The sequence below is a fragment of the Umezakia ovalisporum Ak1311 genome (assembly GCF_029891685.1).
Taxonomy (GTDB): Bacteria; Cyanobacteriota; Cyanobacteriia; order Cyanobacteriales; family Nostocaceae; genus Umezakia; species Umezakia ovalisporum.
Genome location: NZ_JANQDJ010000074.1, coordinates 1 through 16,717 on the forward strand (window position 1 = coordinate 1; position 16,717 = coordinate 16,717).

Here is a 16,717-nt window from a genome sequence, read left to right on the forward strand (position 1 = left end):
CTTTGTTTCCCAAGAATTACGGGCAGCAGAAGACCCAGAGTTTGAAACTTTCTATACCAAAAACATTTTGCTGAACGAGGGTATCCGGGCTTGGATGGCTCCTCAGGATCAGCCTCACAAACAATTCGTATTCCCAGAGGAAGTTCTACCCCGCGGTAACGCTCTGTAAGATTTAAACCTCATTCCCCATTTTTCATTTAGACCCCGCCAAAAGGTGGGGTTTATTTATTTTTCCAAGTGAGATTTATGTGTTATTATTGGTTTTAGGTTAACAACCCGGAGCTAAATGCTCTGTCCTTTTGAGACTAAGACCACTTAGGCAACAAGGAGGTGATGCCCATGATAGATAGTAGTAAACCCATGGGTCATCAGGTTGCAGTTAGCCGGCTGTGTGCCGGGGCTGTTCTCTAGAAGTTAGCCTTAGTCACTTTGAGAGACTAAGTTAGCTCAAGTAGCTAGGCTAAAGCTCGGAGTTCCTTCCGGCAGTCTGGTTGCAACCTGAAGACCCGCTAGACCGCTCTGATTTAAGCCCCTTGGTCTAAATCAGAGCGGATAGTTTTTTATGGGAATCTTTGCATTGCTCAAGGATTTGCTGCTTTAAAAGACGAGGTTTTAAACCTAAATTTTCGGTCACATAGATGGTCAAAACACCCGATACACTGTTTTGTAAAAAGACAAATTTAGCTTTCTGTAGATTTCGTCCCGGATATTATACTTAACATAAATAAACCCAGCTATTTGCTCATATCTTCTGTTGGGAAAATAGGGCCTTGGGACACTACTGATTGTAAACGTAAACAGGAATTTTTTGATATGGCGCAACTACTGACTGATACAGAAATTCAAGCACAGGTAAGCCGTTTGTCAGGTTGGACTGTTGAGGCTTCTAAGTTGCAAACTACCCGTAAATTAAAAGATTTTATTGGTGCAGTTGAATTTGTAAATAAGCTAGTAGAACCTGCTGAATCATTAGGGCATCATCCAGACATAGAAATTTCTTACAACAAAGTCACTATCACCTTGACAACACATGATGCAGGTGGGTTAACTCAAAATGACTTTGAGCTAGCTGAAATAATTTCTCAAATCAGCTGAAATTTTTTTGCTCAGAAAAAGAATTGAGAAGAGCGGGGAACATATGAACCGTCGGATCGTCTAATCATTTTAGATGATTGTATGTGTAAGGCAATGAAGCGATGGCTAATATCTTGCCATATACTTGAGATACCTTATAATATTGTTTTATAAGGTTGTGTTTTTGCATTAGTTAATCAGATTAATTTAATTTTTAAGTCTTAAGTTAATTAGTTATTAGCCTTGCAAAAACTAAAATTGTGGTAGTAGCAATTATAACTCATCAAAAATTTCAACAATAGTTTGGATTCATTATTGAGAGTAAGTGCAACAACAACAATTATCTATACAAGGTGTGAGGAAAAAGTGAAAATGTCTAATATCTTGTGGAAATCTTTGGTGGTAAGCCCAGCAGTTTTGGGGGCAACATTGTTAGTTTCTGTGGCAGCAATTGCAGCTCCAGGTACCACCACTGAAGTGTCGGCAATTGAACAACAAACCGCTACTGAAGTTGCTCAACAACCAGAAATTTTTGCTCAAGCAACTAACGACACCAGTGTTATTAACGAAGTTAAGAGTTACAGTAACGAAGGTAGACAAAATAATACTTTGTCTCAAGTAACATCGGTTTCCCAGTTTTCTGACGTACAACCGACAGATTGGGCATTCCAAGCTTTGCAGTCTTTAGTTGAGCGCTATGGTTGTATTGCTGGCTACCCAAATGGGACTTATCGCGGTAACAGGGCTTTAACCCGTTACGAATTTGCTGCTGGTTTGAATGCTTGTTTGGATAGAGTTAATGAATTGATCGCCACAGCAACAGCTGACATGGTGACTAGACAAGATTTAGCTACCTTACAGCGTTTACAAGAGGAATTTTCGGCTGAATTGGCAACTCTACGCGGTCGTGTAGATTCTCTAGAAGCCCGGGCGGCTGAATTGGAAGCCAATCAATTCTCCACTACCACCAAGTTGGTTGGTGAAGCAATTTTTGCTGTTACCGATGCCTTTGGCGACACAGCAGGTGACAATAATAACACCGTCTTACAAAACAGAGTCCGTTTGGACTTGCAAACGAGTTTCACTGGTAGAGACGTTTTACACACGCGTCTTGCTTCTGGTAACGCTGAAAGACTGAATTTGGGTTCTCAGGCAGTTGGTGAAGGTAACCAAACTTTTAACCTCGGTAATACCGGAAATAACAACGTTATCATAGACTGGCTATCTTACTACGTTCCTGTTGGACCGGCACAAGTTTACATTGCAGCTACCGGAGGTATTCATAGCGATTACGCTGCCACTAATAATCCTTACTTTGAGGATTACGATGGTGGTAATGGTGCTTTGTCTCCCTTCGCTTCCGAAAATCCCATCTATAGAATTGGTGGTGGTGCAGGTATTGCCTTTACCTTACCCTTTGGTCAGGGTGGGGGTATCCTGAGACCTAGTTCGCTAACTGTAGGTTACTTGGGATCAGAACCGAATAGTCCAAGTGCTGGATCAGGTGTATTCAACGGTAACTATGCTGCTTTAGGGCAGTTAAACTTTAGTCTGGGCGATCGCTTGGCCTTAGCTGCTACTTACGTTCATGGTTATCATGGAACAGGTAGTCAATTATTTGATGCAGGTTCCATCACTAGTCCCGTAGTGGGTACTGGCATAGCCAATAATCTGCAAAACCCATCTGCAACCAACTCATATGGTCTCTCAGCAGCCTTCAGACCCAGTAACAAGTTGTCAGTGAGCGGCTTTGTGTCTTACACTGATGTCACAGGTTTTGGCATAGGTGATGACAAGAATGTTTGGAGTTATGGAGTAGGGGTAGCTTTACCTGACTTTGGTAAGAGAGGTAACGTATTGGGTATTTTTGCAGGTGCTCAACCCTATGCACGCAGTGTCCAAACTGGCTTTAACAAAGTTCCATACCAAGTTGAAGGTTTCTATAAATATCGCCTTTCTGATAACGTCTCAGTTACTCCTGGGGTGATTTGGGTAACCAACCCTGGTCAGACGAGCCAGAACGACGATGCGTTTATCGGTACTCTCAGAACAACCTTCACCTTCTAGAGTGTTGAAAATCTGCTAAACATTTGCTAATTAAACTTGATTTTGCCCTGCATTAGCGGGGCTTTTTATTGTCAATCAGAGTAAAGAACAAACCCCAGTGGAGAACCGGAGTATACTAGAAAGAGTGAAGACTTTTTGTTAATCCCTTACTTAATATTGCTGCTTGTGGAACTATCGTGTAAATCTGAATACGCTATTCTCGCCCTAATTGAGATGGCAAGTCATTATCAAACCGGGGAACCGATGCAAATTCGCCAAATGGCGGCACAGCAAAACATACCCGACCGCTATCTAGAACAGTTACTGGCTACATTGAGACGCGGGGGTATAGTCAAGAGTCAACGCGGTTCCAAAGGTGGCTATTTTTTGACCAGCGAACCTTGGAAAATCACAGTATTCGATGTTTTAGAATGTCTGGAAGGTTTAGATGTGGGGAGATGTGAAGAAGATAGCAACCCGAACAGTATAGACGTTGGTGTGATTAAAGAAATTTGGCAAGAAGCATGTCAGGCGGCAAACTTAGTTTTACAAAATTACACACTTCAGGATCTTTGTGACAAAAGAGATTCCCGTCGGCAATTGGATATTATGTACTACATTTAGTCTCAAGTATTTTTAGTTAATTAAGTCAGGAATAGTTATGAAGATTGCCAGTAACATTACAGAACTTGTTGGTCGTACACCCCTGGTACAGTTGAACCGCATCCCTCGAGCCGAAGGATGTGTGGCGCAAATAGTCCTGAAACTGGAAAGTATGAATCCATCGGCATCAGTGAAAGACAGAATTGGAGTGAGTATGATCAATGCTGCAGAAGCAGAAAAATTGATTACTCCCGGAAAAACTGTGTTGGTGGAACCCACATCGGGAAATACAGGTATTGCTCTAGCTATGACCGCTGCTGCTAAAGGTTATCGGTTAATTTTGACAATGCCGGAAACCATGAGTGGAGAACGCCGGGCAATGTTGCGGGCTTATGGGGCAGAATTGGAACTCACACCGGGAATCGAAGGCATGAGTGGGGCTATTCGCCGCGCCCAAGAAATAGTGGAAACTACCCCACATAGTTATATGTTGCAGCAGTTTCGTAATCCGGCTAATGCTCAAGTACATCGGGAAACAACAGCTGAAGAAATTTGGTCAGATACTGATGGACAGGTAGATATGATTGTCGCAGGTGTAGGTACAGGTGGTACAATTACAGGTGTAGCGGAAGTTATTAAAGCTCGGAAACCAAGCTTTAAAGCTGTCGCTGTAGAACCGAGTAATAGCCCGGTGTTATCGGGAGGACAACCAGGCCCCCACAAAATCCAAGGTATTGGTGCTGGGTTTGTGCCTCAAGTCTTAAAAGTAAAACTGATTGATGAAGTAATTACCGTCACTGATGACGAAGCGATTGCTTACAGTAGGCGTTTAGCTAGAGAAGAAGGGCTACTGTCTGGTATTTCCACTGGTGCGGCTTTATGTGGGGCTATTCGTGTGGCTCGACGCCCAGAAAATGAGGGACGGTTAGTAGTTATGATTCAGCCGAGTTTTGGAGAAAGATATTTAAGTACACCTTTGTTCCAAGACTTGGAAGCTAAAGTAGCTGCTAGCATGAGCTAAACGTTACATTAGATCAATGGTCGATTCTAAACACGTTTCTAATCACTATGAAACTCTCAAAGTGAATGCTAATGCTACTCAAGCCGAGATTAAGCAATCTTATCGCCGCTTGGTCAAGTTGTTCCACCCGGACAGCAATCAGCAAACAGCAGATAAAGAGGAGATTATTCGCATCAATGCAGCTTATGAGGTTTTAGGTGATACTCAAAATCGTCTTGATTATGACCAACAACTGCAAGAAGAATCTCAAAAATTAAATAGCAGCTATCAACAGCGTGCTGCATCGGCTCAAAAACATTACCAGGCCACCAGGCAAACCGGACGAGAGGCTGATGAATACCTTGAGGAATGGTTACGCTTGGTTTATCAACCAGTTATTGAGCTGCTTGATAATATTCTCAGTTCTCTAGAAGAGCAAATAGAGCAACTAGCCGCCGACCCCTTTGATGATCAGTTAATAGAACAATTTGAAAAATATTTAAACGCCTGTGGAGAAGACTTGAAAAAAGCCCAGCTGACTTTTCAATCTCTGCCAAATCCCCCCAGTTTAGCGAAAACAGCTGCTTATCTCTACCACAGTCTCAGTCAAGTAGCAGATGGAGTGGAGGAGTTAGGTTATTTTCCTTTAAGCTACGATGAGCGTTATTTGCATACAGGACAAGAATTATTCCGCATAGCCGCCAGATTACACCATGAGGTGCAAAACTTGCGTTGACCTCTCTAGGGAGAGTGGTGCGGCGATACTAAAACAGTTGATTATTTTACAAGTGACAGATTAGGGAACAGTGAGCAAAAATATCAGCGAATACTTGGGTGATGGATAGCTTGCTCTGCACTGAACAGTCATTGACCTGGGCTAAAATTGGTTTATGCTGGAAATAGTGAAAGTTTAAGAAATTTTAAATTTTGTCCCCAGTGTACTCATGCAATGTATTGTTAATCGCCGCGCTCAGTTTTCGGCTGGTCATCGCTATTGGTTACCAGAACTGAGTGAAGCCGAGAATATTGAAAAATTTGGTGCTTGTTCCAGATTTCCCGGACATGGACATAACTATGTTTTATTTATCTCCATGGCTGGAGAATTGGATAAATATGGCATGGTACTCAACTTGTCTGATGTGAAACACGTAATTAAGCGCGAAGTTACCAGCCAACTAGACTTTTCTTACCTCAATGATGTGTGGGCAGAATTTCAAGCAACTCTACCTACTACGGAGAATATAGCAAGGGTGATTTGGCAGCGTTTAGCACCGCATTTACCTTTGGTGCGTGTACAGTTATTTGAACATCCTGAACTTTGGGCAGATTATATAGGAAAGGAAATGGAAGCCTACCTCAGCATCAGTACTCACTTTAGCGCCGCCCATCGGTTAGCTCATCCTCAACTCAGTAACGAAGAAAATTCCCAAATTTATGGTAAGTGCGCCCGTCCTCATGGTCACGGACATAATTACCATCTGGAAGTGACTGTCAAAGGAGAAATTGATCCCCGCACAGGGATGATTGTAGATTTAGGTGCTTTAAATCAGGTCATTCAAGATGATGTGGTGGAAGCATTTGATCACAGCTTTTTAAACAAAGACATTCCTTTCTTTGCTGAAGTTGTCCCCACTGCTGAGAATATCGCACTTTACATTAGTAATTTGCTGCGATCGCCTGTTCAGGAATTGGGTGCTACGCTTTGCAAAATCAAATTAATCGAAAGTCCCAATAACTCTTGTGAAATTTATTGCACAGAAGCAGATGCTGATACTGTCAGTACAGTACAATGTGAGGCAGTTTTAGTGTAAAAAACCATCAGCCTCTCCGCTCATCCCTCTTCTTGAGTAGGAGAGGGAAAATTTTGAGGAAAGTTTAAAGGCGGGTGGGTCAGGGTCTTACTTGAGCAATTATGGTGCGGTGACGAGGGGTGTTGCTCGTGATGGTGGGAACTTGAAAACCAGCTTCAAGCAAGGCTTGGTGAATATCCAAACTGAAATATTGATCTAAATAAGGTTCAGTACTTTTGAGTAGTGTCAAAATGTAGGTGGGCATTTTGTGATATATTTCGGACTGGGGATTCATGTCCATAATTGCTAAGTGACCATCTGAACGCAGGACCCGTCGCATTTGGGCAAAAATATTTCTAGTTGCTGACTGTGGCAATTCGTGACACATTAAGAAAATCGAGACTAGATCAAAGCTAGCATCTGGTAATCCATTAGATTCTGCTGCAGTATGAAGCCAATTGATTTTCCCTTGACGCTCTTGGGCGCGGTGATAGGCAACAGCTAAAAAATAGGGAGATAAGTCCAAACCTGTAATCTGAGAATGGGGATAAGTTTCTTGAAGGGCAAAGGTGCTCAATCCTACACCACATCCCACATCTAGGATATCTTGGGGTATATGGGGGAGGGAGATTTTGAGAATATTGTGGTAACTTTGACGTAGTTTAGTATCACCTTGGGCATCAGTATCTTGCCAAATTTTAGCGTGAACTGCATGAGCCGCAGGTTTTAATTCAAAAGCGGCTTGCCAGCTCAGGTTACCATTTTCGTAAGCATGGAATGAATTGAGGTAATAGTCTGGATAAGAAATCTGAGGATTGTGAACTTTAGCTAATTCTTGTGTCCAATCACGGGCTTGTAATATTTTTACTTCTTCTGTCCAAGGAACACCTATTTTTTCAGCGCGTTTAATCATCATTTGTCTAGCTTGATGCTTGGCCAGATTGGCTAAAGGTTTGATAGCCAGAATACCATTCACCAAGCGGGAAGCTAGACCAGGAGTAGTTGTTGCAGCACCAGTCATAAATTTTGTTTGCGTTTAACAGCCTTTTTACTTATGACATAATTATCTCAGACTAGTCTAGCTCTTGATTTGTCTCTGATTGGGCATTTAAATTCTACGTTGTAGCCAAAGTAGGTCAGGTGGTTAAAAAGTTTTGCCTATTGGGCAGTTTTGGCTTTCAAAGCCAACAACATCTCCAATTCAGCGGTAGATTTGTCGGGACTGGAGGCGGTGACACCAAAACCATGAATAGCACTTAGGACCGTGTTAGCCTCGGATGTGAGAGCTTGTTCTTGCACAAAGCGATTGACTAAGGATGCAGTTTGTTTTGCATCTATATAGAAGTAACCTGCATTGGGTTTTGGTAGTGAATCAGTTACAGCTTTGAAGCTGTGGCTACTATCTAGTTTAGGGGTTTTGTTCGTGGCGATCGCTTCAGCCACAGAATCACCAATTGCCAAAAATGCGGTATTTTTATCTAGCCAACCATGAGCTAATAAAGCTTCTTGTCCGGGGATTTGCCATTCTGTGATATTTTTACCGTCAATATTTCTGGTGGTGACGTTGATTTTTTGAATTTTGGCGAGGTTATCCAGTTTGCTAAATGTGGCTGTTGCAGTTTGACGATCACTTGTTTCTAATAGTAGTGCTGCTGCAAATCCTATATTTGTTGAACTAGTTTGATAGGACAGAATAGCACCAAAGGCAAATTCTTTATCCATCCAGCCAAAAATGTCTTTATCTAGGTCAATATTGACAAGGTTTACTTGTGTTTGCAGCTGTTGTAATATTTGATTAAGTTCTGGGTAATCCTGAGACTCTGCTACTATGGCTGACCAACTACGACTGATGGCATTACCAGTAATCAAAGCAAAGGTATCTGAAGGTAATTTACTGACTATTTTTGCTGGAGTTGTTTGATACTGGAATGTATTTGATTGTGGATTTAAATTAGCGATGGCCTTCATTCGCACGCCCTGATCATCAACCCCAACAAGCGCTACCATAGATTTTATTTGTTGTAATTGTTTGAGAGTTTGTGGTGGTAATTGCCCAGTTTGGGGATTTGTAGGTAGGAATTTTTGTATCATTTTCCCATAGTCTGGTATGTAGACTTGGGCGAGAATATTTTTCACATTTGCCTTAGCTGTTAGCAGGTTATTGGCGACTTTTTGGCTGGCGAAAGAAGGCTGGCCTTTAAAAGTTTCAATAGCCTTTTCCACAGGTTGTTTTTCTGGAGCTAATACTAAATGATTGTTATTTAAAATTGCAGTATATGTCAGTCTGCCATTTTCTTTAAATTCTGTGATTTTTTCACCTTTGTAATTAAATTCCTGAACTTTGACACCTGGTTGTGATTTTAATTTATTAGTGAAATTGAGGGCGTTCAGTTGATCTTTAATGCCTACTACAATCAAGATATGAGGTTGTGGCTCTGGCTGTGTGCTAGAGTTGGGCTGATTTGATTGTGTTACTCGAGTACCACTGGGTGGTAGCACAGCCACCATCACACCATCAAGCCAAGGCTTTAAATCTTTTTCGTAGGAAAAATTACCTTGATTAGGAAAGTCTTGTTGAAAATCTTTTAAGCCTTTGGCTATGAGGTTTTGTGCTTCTGGATTGCCAAATTCTTGCAACTTTGCCCAGGCTTGTGGATCTGTGGTGATGTAAGTTGCCATAAGTGCTGTAGAAGGGACTAATGTAGCACTCCCCACTACACCGGAACTATCTCCAGATGGCCATTTTAAGTACATATACATGGCTACAGTTCCGGCGACGAGAACAGTAGCACTAACAGCAGGAACCAATAAATTTGCCTTACGTTCAAACATCTTCACTATCCTTGTTTATTCAAACCTTCCTGCTCAACTTGCCCAGAATAACTTAAAAATTCTGGCAATTCATATAAAAGTTTTGTCTTTACTAATTATTATCAATCATCGACTGCAAAGCGGTGTATGTGTCTTTTGTTAACTGACTCATAGCTTGGCGAGTTGCAGAGCGATCGCCCTGAGATTGTTTCCAGCGTTCGGTTACAGAAATTGGTTCACCGATAGTAATCATTGCCTTCCTCAAACCTAAACGAGGTCTACCGGGAAGAGTAGATTCCTGAATACGAGAAAGCATATCAAACATTAATAACGTTGTTTCTGCAAACCTTTCCGCAGTGGGTTTCTCCTGGATGTAATTAGCAGTCACAGCGACAAAACTTTCCACTAATCTCATATGTTGCATATTCAAATCCGCTTCTGATGCAACCCAGTCTGCCAACCCACGGTTGAAAGGTGATAAAGTGTTAATATTTGTTATGTCATCTCGATAAATATAATTCCAACCCGCTTCTTCTAAACGACGACAACGATCAATAAAATTTCCTTGGGCTTGCACTGCAAAATATTGTTCAGCGACGTGTAAAGCTTTATCCATTAAACGATGCAATCTAGCAATTAGGATCTCATTAGGTCTAGCAGATGCATGAATAGATATAGTTTTTGGTATGTCTTGATGATAGAAACGGCGATAAAACTCTTCCATTTCCGTCATGAAATGTTCAGCCAGGCGACAAATACGTTGATAGTATAAATCTCGCTGTTTATTACTCCCAGATTGATCAACTGGTTCCAAGCCGCTATCGGCTTCTAATTTAGTTAACAGCCAATTTAGCTTTGACCAAGGCTGCTCAATGTAACTATACTGAATACCCACCGGGACAATGACAACAGCTTCAGAACGGTGGGCTTTTTGCAAATCTTCTACACACCAAAAACCCAATTGAGCTACACCAGGTTCTAGGGGGCTAACAATTTCACTATGACCATTGTTACCTCCTTCTGGTGCTATAGCAATGGGCATTTCACCATTACTAAACAACTCTCTTGCTCTTTGAATGGCTTGTCTATCTAATCGCCGACCACGACGAATGGGGACACCGCCAACTCTGGAGAATAACCATCCCAGCCAATCTCCAGCCCACACAGTCATACCTCGGTCATAAAGAAAGTAACTGTGGAGGGGTTGTTGCAATTTAATCTTGTGCTGACGTGCCACTTTGGGCAAAATGTGGGAAAGTAAATAAAGCATGCAAAGGGGGTCTTCTACCTCTGGATGACGAAATGCAATCAAAAAGCGAATATTACCAGATTGGAATTGTTGATAAAGTTTGGCTAATATCTCTACATTCTGAGCTTCAACTTGCACAATGCCAGCAGGTAACCACGGTCTGGTGCGAAAACGTAGCACAATAGGCAATAACCAGCGAAAAATATGTAGTATGAGTGGGTTAAAGCGTTGGGGAATAAATTTGAGTGGTGGTTGGGTGGAGTGAATTGATTTAGGCAAGTGACTCTCCAGATTATGTTTTAAGATTGGTTGGGGTGAAGAGAATTAGTATCACGCAAAAGCGCAAAGGATAGGAGATGAACACACCGGAAGATGCGCGAAAACAGGCGCCAGCGACACAGCGCAATCGTGAACCTATTTTAGGGGTGCTTTTACAAGTGTTACCTGCAACTGGTACTGTGTTGGAAGTGGCTAGTGGTACTGGTGAACACGCTGTATATTTTGCGCCTCGTCTTAGTCCTCGCCGATGGCTACCTACTGAACAAAATCCGTTATTACTGGCTAGTATTAACGCCTGGGCTGAAAAATGTCCATCAGGTCATCTTGATCCGGCTTTAGAACTTGATGCTAGTATGCCGATTTGGACAGTAGAGAAAGATGCTGCACCTGATTTACCTATTGTAGCCATAGTTAATATTAATATGATTCATATTTCACCTTGGTCAACTTGTTTGGGACTGATGGCTGGTGCTAGTCGAATTTTACCTCCTGGTGGAATACTTTATTTGTACGGGCCTTTCAAACAAAACGGCGAGCATACCGCACCTAGTAATGCAGCTTTTGATCAATCTTTGAGGGCGCAAAATTCGACCTGGGGTGTGCGTAATCTACAGGATGTCATAGAGGCTGCTAGCGCCCAGGATTTGAGCCTGAAGGAAATTTATCAGATGCCGGCTAATAATCTTTCTGTAGTGTTTCAACGTTGTCAATAGTGGAGATTAGCAGACTCGAACTGCTGACATCCTGCTTGCAAAGCAGGCGCTCTACCAACTGAGCTAAACCCCCATAAAATAGAGTAAGCATTTGCTCCTTTAGTTAAAGACTATATCATTGCTTTAAAAAAGATGCAAGAAAATATTCAAGTAGTGGCAGCCCTGTATAAATTTGTCAGCCTGCCGGATGTTAAGGAAAAACAAGAACCTCTGCTGTCTTACTGTCAATCACAAGGTATCAAGGGAACAATTTTATTAGCAGCAGAAGGTATTAACGGCACAATTGCGGGTTCACGTCAAGGGGTGGATTCTGTTTTAGAGTTTCTGCGTTGTGACCCACGTTTGGCAGACTTAGAATATAAAGAGTCATACAGTGAAACACAGCCGTTTGAACGGATGAAAGTACGGCTAAAATCAGAAATCGTTACTATGGGTTTACCGGAAGTTGACCCGAATCAACGGGTGGGTACTTATGTCAGTCCCGAAGAATGGAATGATTTGATTTGTGATCCCGAAGTCATTGTCATTGACACCCGTAACGATTATGAGGTAAGTATCGGTACTTTTAAAAACGCACAAAATCCCCAAACCAAGTCATTCCGGGAGTTCCCGGAATATGTGAATAAAAACCTTGACCCCAATCAACACAAAAAAGTAGCTTTGTTTTGCACTGGCGGAATTCGTTGTGAAAAGGCTTCATCTTTTATGCTTGGTCAAGGATTTGCAGAGGTCTATCACCTCAAAGGCGGTATTCTTCAATATTTAGAATCAGTACCAGCCGAAAGAAGTTTGTGGGAAGGGGAATGTTTTGTGTTTGATGAACGGGTAGCTGTCCGTCATGGCTTGGAGTTAGGTAGTCATGAGTTGTGCTTTTGTTGTGGACATCCCATTTCTGAGGAAGATAAGGCTTGTCCTCAGTATGAAGAAGGTATTTCTTGTCCTCATTGTTTTGATAGTGTGACTGAGGAAAAAAGGGTACGTCAGCAAGAGAAGTGGAAACAATATCAATTAACTCTTCATTTGTAATTACTGATTAAGGAGTTTTTTAGAGAATTGACATCAAAGGAAACCAGAATTATTTTTTCTGGGCTAAAGTTAAGCCATCGCCTATGGGAACTAAACTGAGATTAATTCGCTGGTCTTGATGCAGTTTTTCGTTGAGGGCGCGAATTGTGGTAGTGCGATTGTCTTGAACTTGGGAATCTGCAACTCTACCCGACCAAAGTACATTATCAATCACAATTAATCCCCCTGGTCTGACTAATTGCAGCGATCGCTCATAGTAACCATCATAATTGCTTTTGTCTGCATCAATGAAGGCGAAATCAAATGTCTCTGCCTCACCTGTAGCTAGTAACTGATCTAATGTCTCCATTGCTAGGCCAATATGCAAATCTATTTTATCTGCTACCCCGGCTTGTTGCCAATAACGACGAGCGATCGCTGTAAACTCTGCATTCAGATCACAAGCTACTACCCGACCATGTGGTGGTAGTGCTAATGACACCACTAAGGCACTATAACCTGTAAATACCCCCACTTCTAAAGTTTTTTTTGCTCCCATCAATTGCACTAGCAATGCCATAAATTGTCCTTGTTCTGGAGCAATCTGCATTCTAGCCATGGGATGCTGGGCTGTTTCTTGCCTGAGTTGGTACAGGATTTCTGGTTCACGTAAAGATACGGAAAGTAAGTAGTTATATAGTTGAGGTTCCATTCCCAGTGTTTGATTTGCCATATTTCAGTGAAATTAACGTTCAAATTATTTCTTATAATTCATTTATTTTACGCCTTAAGAGTGAGAAAAGCTAATTTGTCTTTCCATCTAAAGAACGATAAATTTACTCAATTTCATAGTTAACTTGAAAGCAGATGAACAGGAGCAATCCTGACATTCCAAGAGAGTTGTGTACTTGTTTTCAGTGGTCAGATTAAGAGCGTGTGTCAGGTGTGAGGATAACAATGTCGGTCGCGTATAATTGCCTTCAATTAGTACGTTCGGCTTACATCCGGGGTAAAATGCCTGAACTTGCAAATTGTAAGTTGGGAGTTAAAGCATATATTAAACCTTGGATTTAATTATTGATCCAAGGTTTATTTTTGGGAATTGTTCAATTGTTTTTGTCTGCATTAATAATTAACAGGAAAATTATCCTATGTCAGAAGAAATTTTACAACCACCACAGCAACAAGAACCGCCCGGTAAAGAATCAGAAATGAAGCCTAAGCCCAAAGCTGATGACCCGCAGTATCGAGGTAGTGGTAAATTACATGATAAAGTAGCATTAATCACAGGTGGAGATAGTGGTATTGGTCGTGCTGTAGCAATCGCTTTTGCTAAAGAAGGTGCAGATGTGGCGATTGTATACTTGAAGGAACATGATGATGCTCAAGAAACAAAACATTTGGTAGAAAGTCTTGGGCGAAGTTTGATAGGTATAGCCGGGGATATTACCGATGAAAAGTTTTGTCAGCAAGTTGTGGAAGAAACTGTTAATCAATTTGGCAAATTAGATATTCTCATTAACAACGCTGCTGAACAACATCCTCAAGCCAGTATTGAGGACATTAGTAAAGAGCAATTAGAGCGTACCTTCCAAACTAATATTTTCTCTATGTTTTACCTGACTAAAGCTGCTATAAAACACCTGAGAGAAGGTAGTTCCATCATTAATAGTACATCAGTCACAGCTTATAAAGGTAATCCTCAATTACTAGATTATTCCTCTACAAAAGGTGCAATTGTTGCCTTTACTCGTTCTTTATCACAAAATTTAGTATCCAAAGGCATTCGGGTAAATGCAGTAGCACCTGGTCCGATTTGGACACCTTTAATTCCTTCAACTTTTCCCCCAGATCAAGTGGCAAATTTCGGTAAACAAGCACCAATGGGACGAGCAGGACAACCTGAAGAAATTGCACCCAGTTATGTATTTTTAGCTTCTGATGATGCTTCTTATATGTCTGGTCAAGTATTACATCCCAATGGTGGGACAATAGTCAACGGCTAACTCAAACACCGCACCCCGGATTAATCCGGGTCTAAATAATTTTCGATTTACTAATACCATTTCCGCATGAAGCTGAAGTTAATATTCTAGATTTTCAATTGAGGCAAAGGTGCAAGATGTTATTTAGTAAATTGTTTAACAATTACATTAGCTAAACTCCTCTGAAAGAAGCATTACGAATTACTAATTACGAATTATGACACCCTCAAAACCATTGGTCGGCACAGAATTAGTAGACTGTGCTAGAGCAAATGCCAGGGAAGGAATAGAAAGTGCTGCTTACCAATGTGGCTATGGCGATGATATCAATAGTTTTGCCCGCCAACTCAGAGAATCTTGTGAAAAAATGAATTTACAAGTTAAAGAACTCAATGAATTAATTACTGATCAGGATATAATATTGGAGTTAGGATACGGAGAAATTTTTGCACCAGAGAGTTCTACAGAATTATAAAAATAAAGATGAGAAGACTTCCCAGGTGTCATCACTCATAACCCTAAAATTAATCGCGCCAAGTAAAAGTAAATCAAAACACCCAGGACATCAACGGCTGTAGTAATAAACGGTGGTGACATCAACGCTGGGTCTAAACCGAAAGAGCGAAATAAAAATGGCAGAGCTGAACCTGAGACAGAAGCAATCACAGAAATAACCAGTAAACTGCTGCCTACGGTCATAGCTACGTCGGTGCGTCCTTGGAGAAAGTAAGCCCACACTGTGGCCAGGCTACCTAACATTAGTCCCAAAAATGCGCCAGTGATAGCTTCTCTGGCAATTACTTGCCATCCCTTAATTCCTTTAATTTCATCAGTACTCATACCGCGAATGACCACTGTAGAAGACTGAGCGCCCACATTACCACCAGTATCTGCCAATAAAGGAATAAATGCGCTGAGTATCACCACTTGTTGTAGGATATTTTCTTGGGACTTAATAATTGTGCCTGTCACTGTGTTAGTGATCAGTAAGACAAACAACCACACCACCCGCTTGCGGGCAACTTGCAGTAAATTCATTTGAAAATAGTTGTCACCGTGGGACTGCACACCACCGCCTAAGGTGTAGATATCCTCAGTGATCTCTTGTTGCAAAATGTCCATAACATCATCAACAGTGACGATACCTACTAAACGCTGTTCTCTGTCCACCACGGGTACAGCTAGAAAATCATATCTTTGAATTAATTTAGCTACTTCTTCTTGGTCTGTATCGGTGTAGACAAACACCACTTCACGGGTCATGATTTCGCCAATGGTTTGTGCTAGCTGAGATACCACCAACTCTCGTAAAGAAACAATTCCGGTCAAGCGTCTAGCGCTATCGGTAACATAAAGGTAGTAAATCATTTCACTTATATTAGCGAGGCTGCGAATTCCCTCTATGGCGTGAGATATGGTGAAATTTTCTTTAAGATAAATTAATTTTGGTGTCATGATGCGCCCAGCTGTATCCGGCTGATAACCCAGGAGTTGAGCTGTAGCTTGACGTTCCTGCGGACTCAGTTGTTCTAGCAACCGATTAACAACTTTTGCTGGTAATTCGTCAAATAACCTGGCTCGATCATCTGGGGACATTTTATCTACAATGTCACGGACATCTTGACTTTTGAGTTCTTCAATTAAATGTTCTTGAACACTGTAGTCGAGATATTCATAAACCTGGATGGCCTCAGCTTTGGGTAGTAAGCGAAAAACCAAAGCGTGCATTGCTTCTGGTAGACCTTCAATGGCCTCAGCAATATCCGCGGGTTGCACAGGTGCGAGAATAGATTTTGCTTGCTGGAAGCTCCCTGCTTCTAGCAGTACTAGTAACTCATTTCGCACTGAATCTTGCAATTCGCTGCGTGTAATATTTTGGGTGCTAAAATTTAAATTATTCATCTCTGTCAAAATCTATTTTCCTCAGCTAGTTTCAATAAGTTTGCTGGTTTGAGTTTAGGGGATTGAGAAAGTTAAACTGATAATTGTTGTTATCGTCCAACATTAATACTTTTACGACTCAGGCAATATAACAGGCAAAAGGGAGCAGGGTACAGAGTCCAAAGTCATTTTGTTTCTGAGTTTTATCATAAATGTATGTTCTCATCCAACTGAAAACAGCCACATCTGAATGCAAACTTGATTTTTGTTGATAGGTAGTT

General features: G+C 41.4%; 15 protein-coding genes, 1 tRNA gene and 1 pseudogene. 11 read left to right on the forward strand and 6 right to left on the reverse strand.

What is annotated here, in order from left to right:
• The 7 genes and pseudogenes from NWP25_RS14295 to NWP25_RS14325 all read left to right on the forward strand — a co-directional run.
• Positions 1-169 (forward strand): annotated as a pseudogene (locus NWP25_RS14295) (photosystem II D2 protein (photosystem q(a) protein)); the annotation flags it as partial.
• A 644-nt stretch (positions 170-813) separates the two neighbouring features.
• On the forward strand, positions 814-1,095 hold the full coding sequence (locus tag NWP25_RS14300; RefSeq protein WP_280651458.1) for a 4a-hydroxytetrahydrobiopterin dehydratase: 282 nt from the start codon (positions 814-816) through the stop codon (positions 1,093-1,095).
• Positions 1,096-1,446: 351 nt separating this feature from the next.
• The gene (locus NWP25_RS14305; protein WP_280699643.1) at positions 1,447-3,141 is read left to right on the forward strand and encodes an iron uptake porin; all 1,695 of its coding nucleotides are present in this window, start codon (positions 1,447-1,449) and stop codon (positions 3,139-3,141) included.
• 165 nt (positions 3,142-3,306) lie between these two features.
• Entirely contained in the window at positions 3,307-3,744 is a 438-nt protein-coding gene (locus tag NWP25_RS14310) for an RrF2 family transcriptional regulator (protein ID WP_280651460.1), read from the forward strand.
• Between the two features lie 37 nt (positions 3,745-3,781).
• The gene (cysK, locus tag NWP25_RS14315; RefSeq protein WP_280651461.1) at positions 3,782-4,744 is read left to right on the forward strand and encodes a cysteine synthase A; all 963 of its coding nucleotides are present in this window, start codon (positions 3,782-3,784) and stop codon (positions 4,742-4,744) included.
• 16 nt (positions 4,745-4,760) lie between these two features.
• Complete coding sequence (locus tag NWP25_RS14320; RefSeq protein WP_280651462.1) at positions 4,761-5,459, forward strand: J domain-containing protein; 699 nt, start codon at positions 4,761-4,763, stop codon at positions 5,457-5,459.
• Positions 5,460-5,667: 208 nt separating this feature from the next.
• Positions 5,668-6,534 (forward strand): 6-carboxytetrahydropterin synthase, encoded by an 867-nt coding sequence (locus NWP25_RS14325; RefSeq protein ID WP_280651463.1) that lies wholly within the window; start codon positions 5,668-5,670, stop codon positions 6,532-6,534.
• A gap of 79 nt (positions 6,535-6,613) precedes the next feature.
• On the opposite strand, the gene NWP25_RS14330 is transcribed toward NWP25_RS14325, so the two are convergent.
• The 3 genes from NWP25_RS14330 to NWP25_RS14340 all read right to left on the reverse strand — a co-directional run bounded on the left by NWP25_RS14330 (position 6,614) and on the right by NWP25_RS14340 (position 10,852).
• Positions 6,614-7,534, reverse strand: a complete 921-nt coding sequence (locus NWP25_RS14330; protein WP_280651464.1) for a class I SAM-dependent methyltransferase — start codon at positions 7,532-7,534, stop codon at positions 6,614-6,616.
• Between the two features lie 137 nt (positions 7,535-7,671).
• Complete coding sequence (locus NWP25_RS14335) at positions 7,672-9,345, reverse strand: DUF3352 domain-containing protein (protein ID WP_280651465.1); 1,674 nt, start codon at positions 9,343-9,345, stop codon at positions 7,672-7,674.
• Positions 9,346-9,436: 91 nt separating this feature from the next.
• Positions 9,437-10,852 carry a 1-acyl-sn-glycerol-3-phosphate acyltransferase gene (locus NWP25_RS14340; RefSeq protein WP_280699645.1) on the reverse strand — a complete coding sequence of 472 codons (1,416 nt, stop codon included), beginning with the start codon at positions 10,850-10,852 and terminating at the stop codon, positions 9,437-9,439.
• 77 nt (positions 10,853-10,929) lie between these two features.
• Here NWP25_RS14340 and NWP25_RS14345 point away from each other — a divergent pair, with 77 nt between their 5' ends.
• Positions 10,930-11,565 carry a DUF938 domain-containing protein gene (locus NWP25_RS14345; RefSeq protein WP_280651467.1) on the forward strand — a complete coding sequence of 212 codons (636 nt, stop codon included), beginning with the start codon at positions 10,930-10,932 and terminating at the stop codon, positions 11,563-11,565.
• Here the strand turns inward: NWP25_RS14345 and NWP25_RS14350 are convergent.
• Positions 11,566-11,638 (reverse strand) — tRNA-Ala (locus NWP25_RS14350). It abuts the gene before it with no gap.
• Between the two features lie 59 nt (positions 11,639-11,697).
• Here NWP25_RS14350 and trhO point away from each other — a divergent pair.
• Positions 11,698-12,591 carry an oxygen-dependent tRNA uridine(34) hydroxylase TrhO gene (trhO, locus tag NWP25_RS14355; protein WP_280651468.1) on the forward strand — a complete coding sequence of 298 codons (894 nt, stop codon included), beginning with the start codon at positions 11,698-11,700 and terminating at the stop codon, positions 12,589-12,591.
• 49 nt (positions 12,592-12,640) lie between these two features.
• On the opposite strand, the gene NWP25_RS14360 is transcribed toward trhO, so the two are convergent.
• Positions 12,641-13,303 (reverse strand): class I SAM-dependent methyltransferase, encoded by a 663-nt coding sequence (locus NWP25_RS14360; protein ID WP_280651469.1) that lies wholly within the window; start codon positions 13,301-13,303, stop codon positions 12,641-12,643.
• A 418-nt stretch (positions 13,304-13,721) separates the two neighbouring features.
• Between NWP25_RS14360 and NWP25_RS14365 the strand changes: the two genes are divergently transcribed.
• Both NWP25_RS14365 and NWP25_RS14370 read left to right on the forward strand, forming a co-directional pair.
• A complete protein-coding gene (locus NWP25_RS14365; protein WP_280651470.1) occupies positions 13,722-14,576 on the forward strand; it encodes an SDR family oxidoreductase in 855 nt (284 codons plus the stop codon).
• A 196-nt stretch (positions 14,577-14,772) separates the two neighbouring features.
• On the forward strand, positions 14,773-15,030 hold the full coding sequence (locus tag NWP25_RS14370; RefSeq protein WP_280651471.1) for a hypothetical protein: 258 nt from the start codon (positions 14,773-14,775) through the stop codon (positions 15,028-15,030).
• Positions 15,031-15,065: 35 nt separating this feature from the next.
• On the opposite strand, the gene mgtE is transcribed toward NWP25_RS14370, so the two are convergent.
• The gene (gene mgtE / locus NWP25_RS14375) at positions 15,066-16,457 is read right to left on the reverse strand and encodes a magnesium transporter (RefSeq protein ID WP_280699647.1); all 1,392 of its coding nucleotides are present in this window, start codon (positions 16,455-16,457) and stop codon (positions 15,066-15,068) included.
• Positions 16,458-16,717 lie beyond the last annotated feature (260 nt).

Excerpts from the sequence above, each read along its gene's own strand:
- NWP25_RS14325 (WP_280651463.1), top strand. The coding sequence starts at position 5,668 with ATGCAATGTATTGTTAATCGCCGCGCTCAGTTTTCGGCTGGTCATCGC.
- NWP25_RS14370 (WP_280651471.1), top strand. The coding sequence starts at position 14,773 with ATGACACCCTCAAAACCATTGGTCGGCACAGAATTAGTAGACTGTGCT.
- trhO (WP_280651468.1), top strand. The coding sequence starts at position 11,698 with ATGCAAGAAAATATTCAAGTAGTGGCAGCCCTGTATAAATTTGTCAGC.
- NWP25_RS14305 (WP_280699643.1), top strand. The coding sequence starts at position 1,447 with ATGTCTAATATCTTGTGGAAATCTTTGGTGGTAAGCCCAGCAGTTTTG.
- NWP25_RS14335 (WP_280651465.1), bottom strand. The coding sequence starts at position 9,345 with ATGTTTGAACGTAAGGCAAATTTATTGGTTCCTGCTGTTAGTGCTACT.
- NWP25_RS14330 (WP_280651464.1), bottom strand. The coding sequence starts at position 7,534 with ATGACTGGTGCTGCAACAACTACTCCTGGTCTAGCTTCCCGCTTGGTG.
- cysK (WP_280651461.1), top strand. The coding sequence starts at position 3,782 with ATGAAGATTGCCAGTAACATTACAGAACTTGTTGGTCGTACACCCCTG.
- NWP25_RS14300 (WP_280651458.1), top strand. The coding sequence starts at position 814 with ATGGCGCAACTACTGACTGATACAGAAATTCAAGCACAGGTAAGCCGT.
- NWP25_RS14345 (WP_280651467.1), top strand. The coding sequence starts at position 10,930 with ATGAACACACCGGAAGATGCGCGAAAACAGGCGCCAGCGACACAGCGC.
- NWP25_RS14360 (WP_280651469.1), bottom strand. The coding sequence starts at position 13,303 with ATGGCAAATCAAACACTGGGAATGGAACCTCAACTATATAACTACTTA.
- NWP25_RS14365 (WP_280651470.1), top strand. The coding sequence starts at position 13,722 with ATGTCAGAAGAAATTTTACAACCACCACAGCAACAAGAACCGCCCGGT.
- mgtE (WP_280699647.1), bottom strand. The coding sequence starts at position 16,457 with ATGAATAATTTAAATTTTAGCACCCAAAATATTACACGCAGCGAATTG.
- NWP25_RS14320 (WP_280651462.1), top strand. The coding sequence starts at position 4,761 with ATGGTCGATTCTAAACACGTTTCTAATCACTATGAAACTCTCAAAGTG.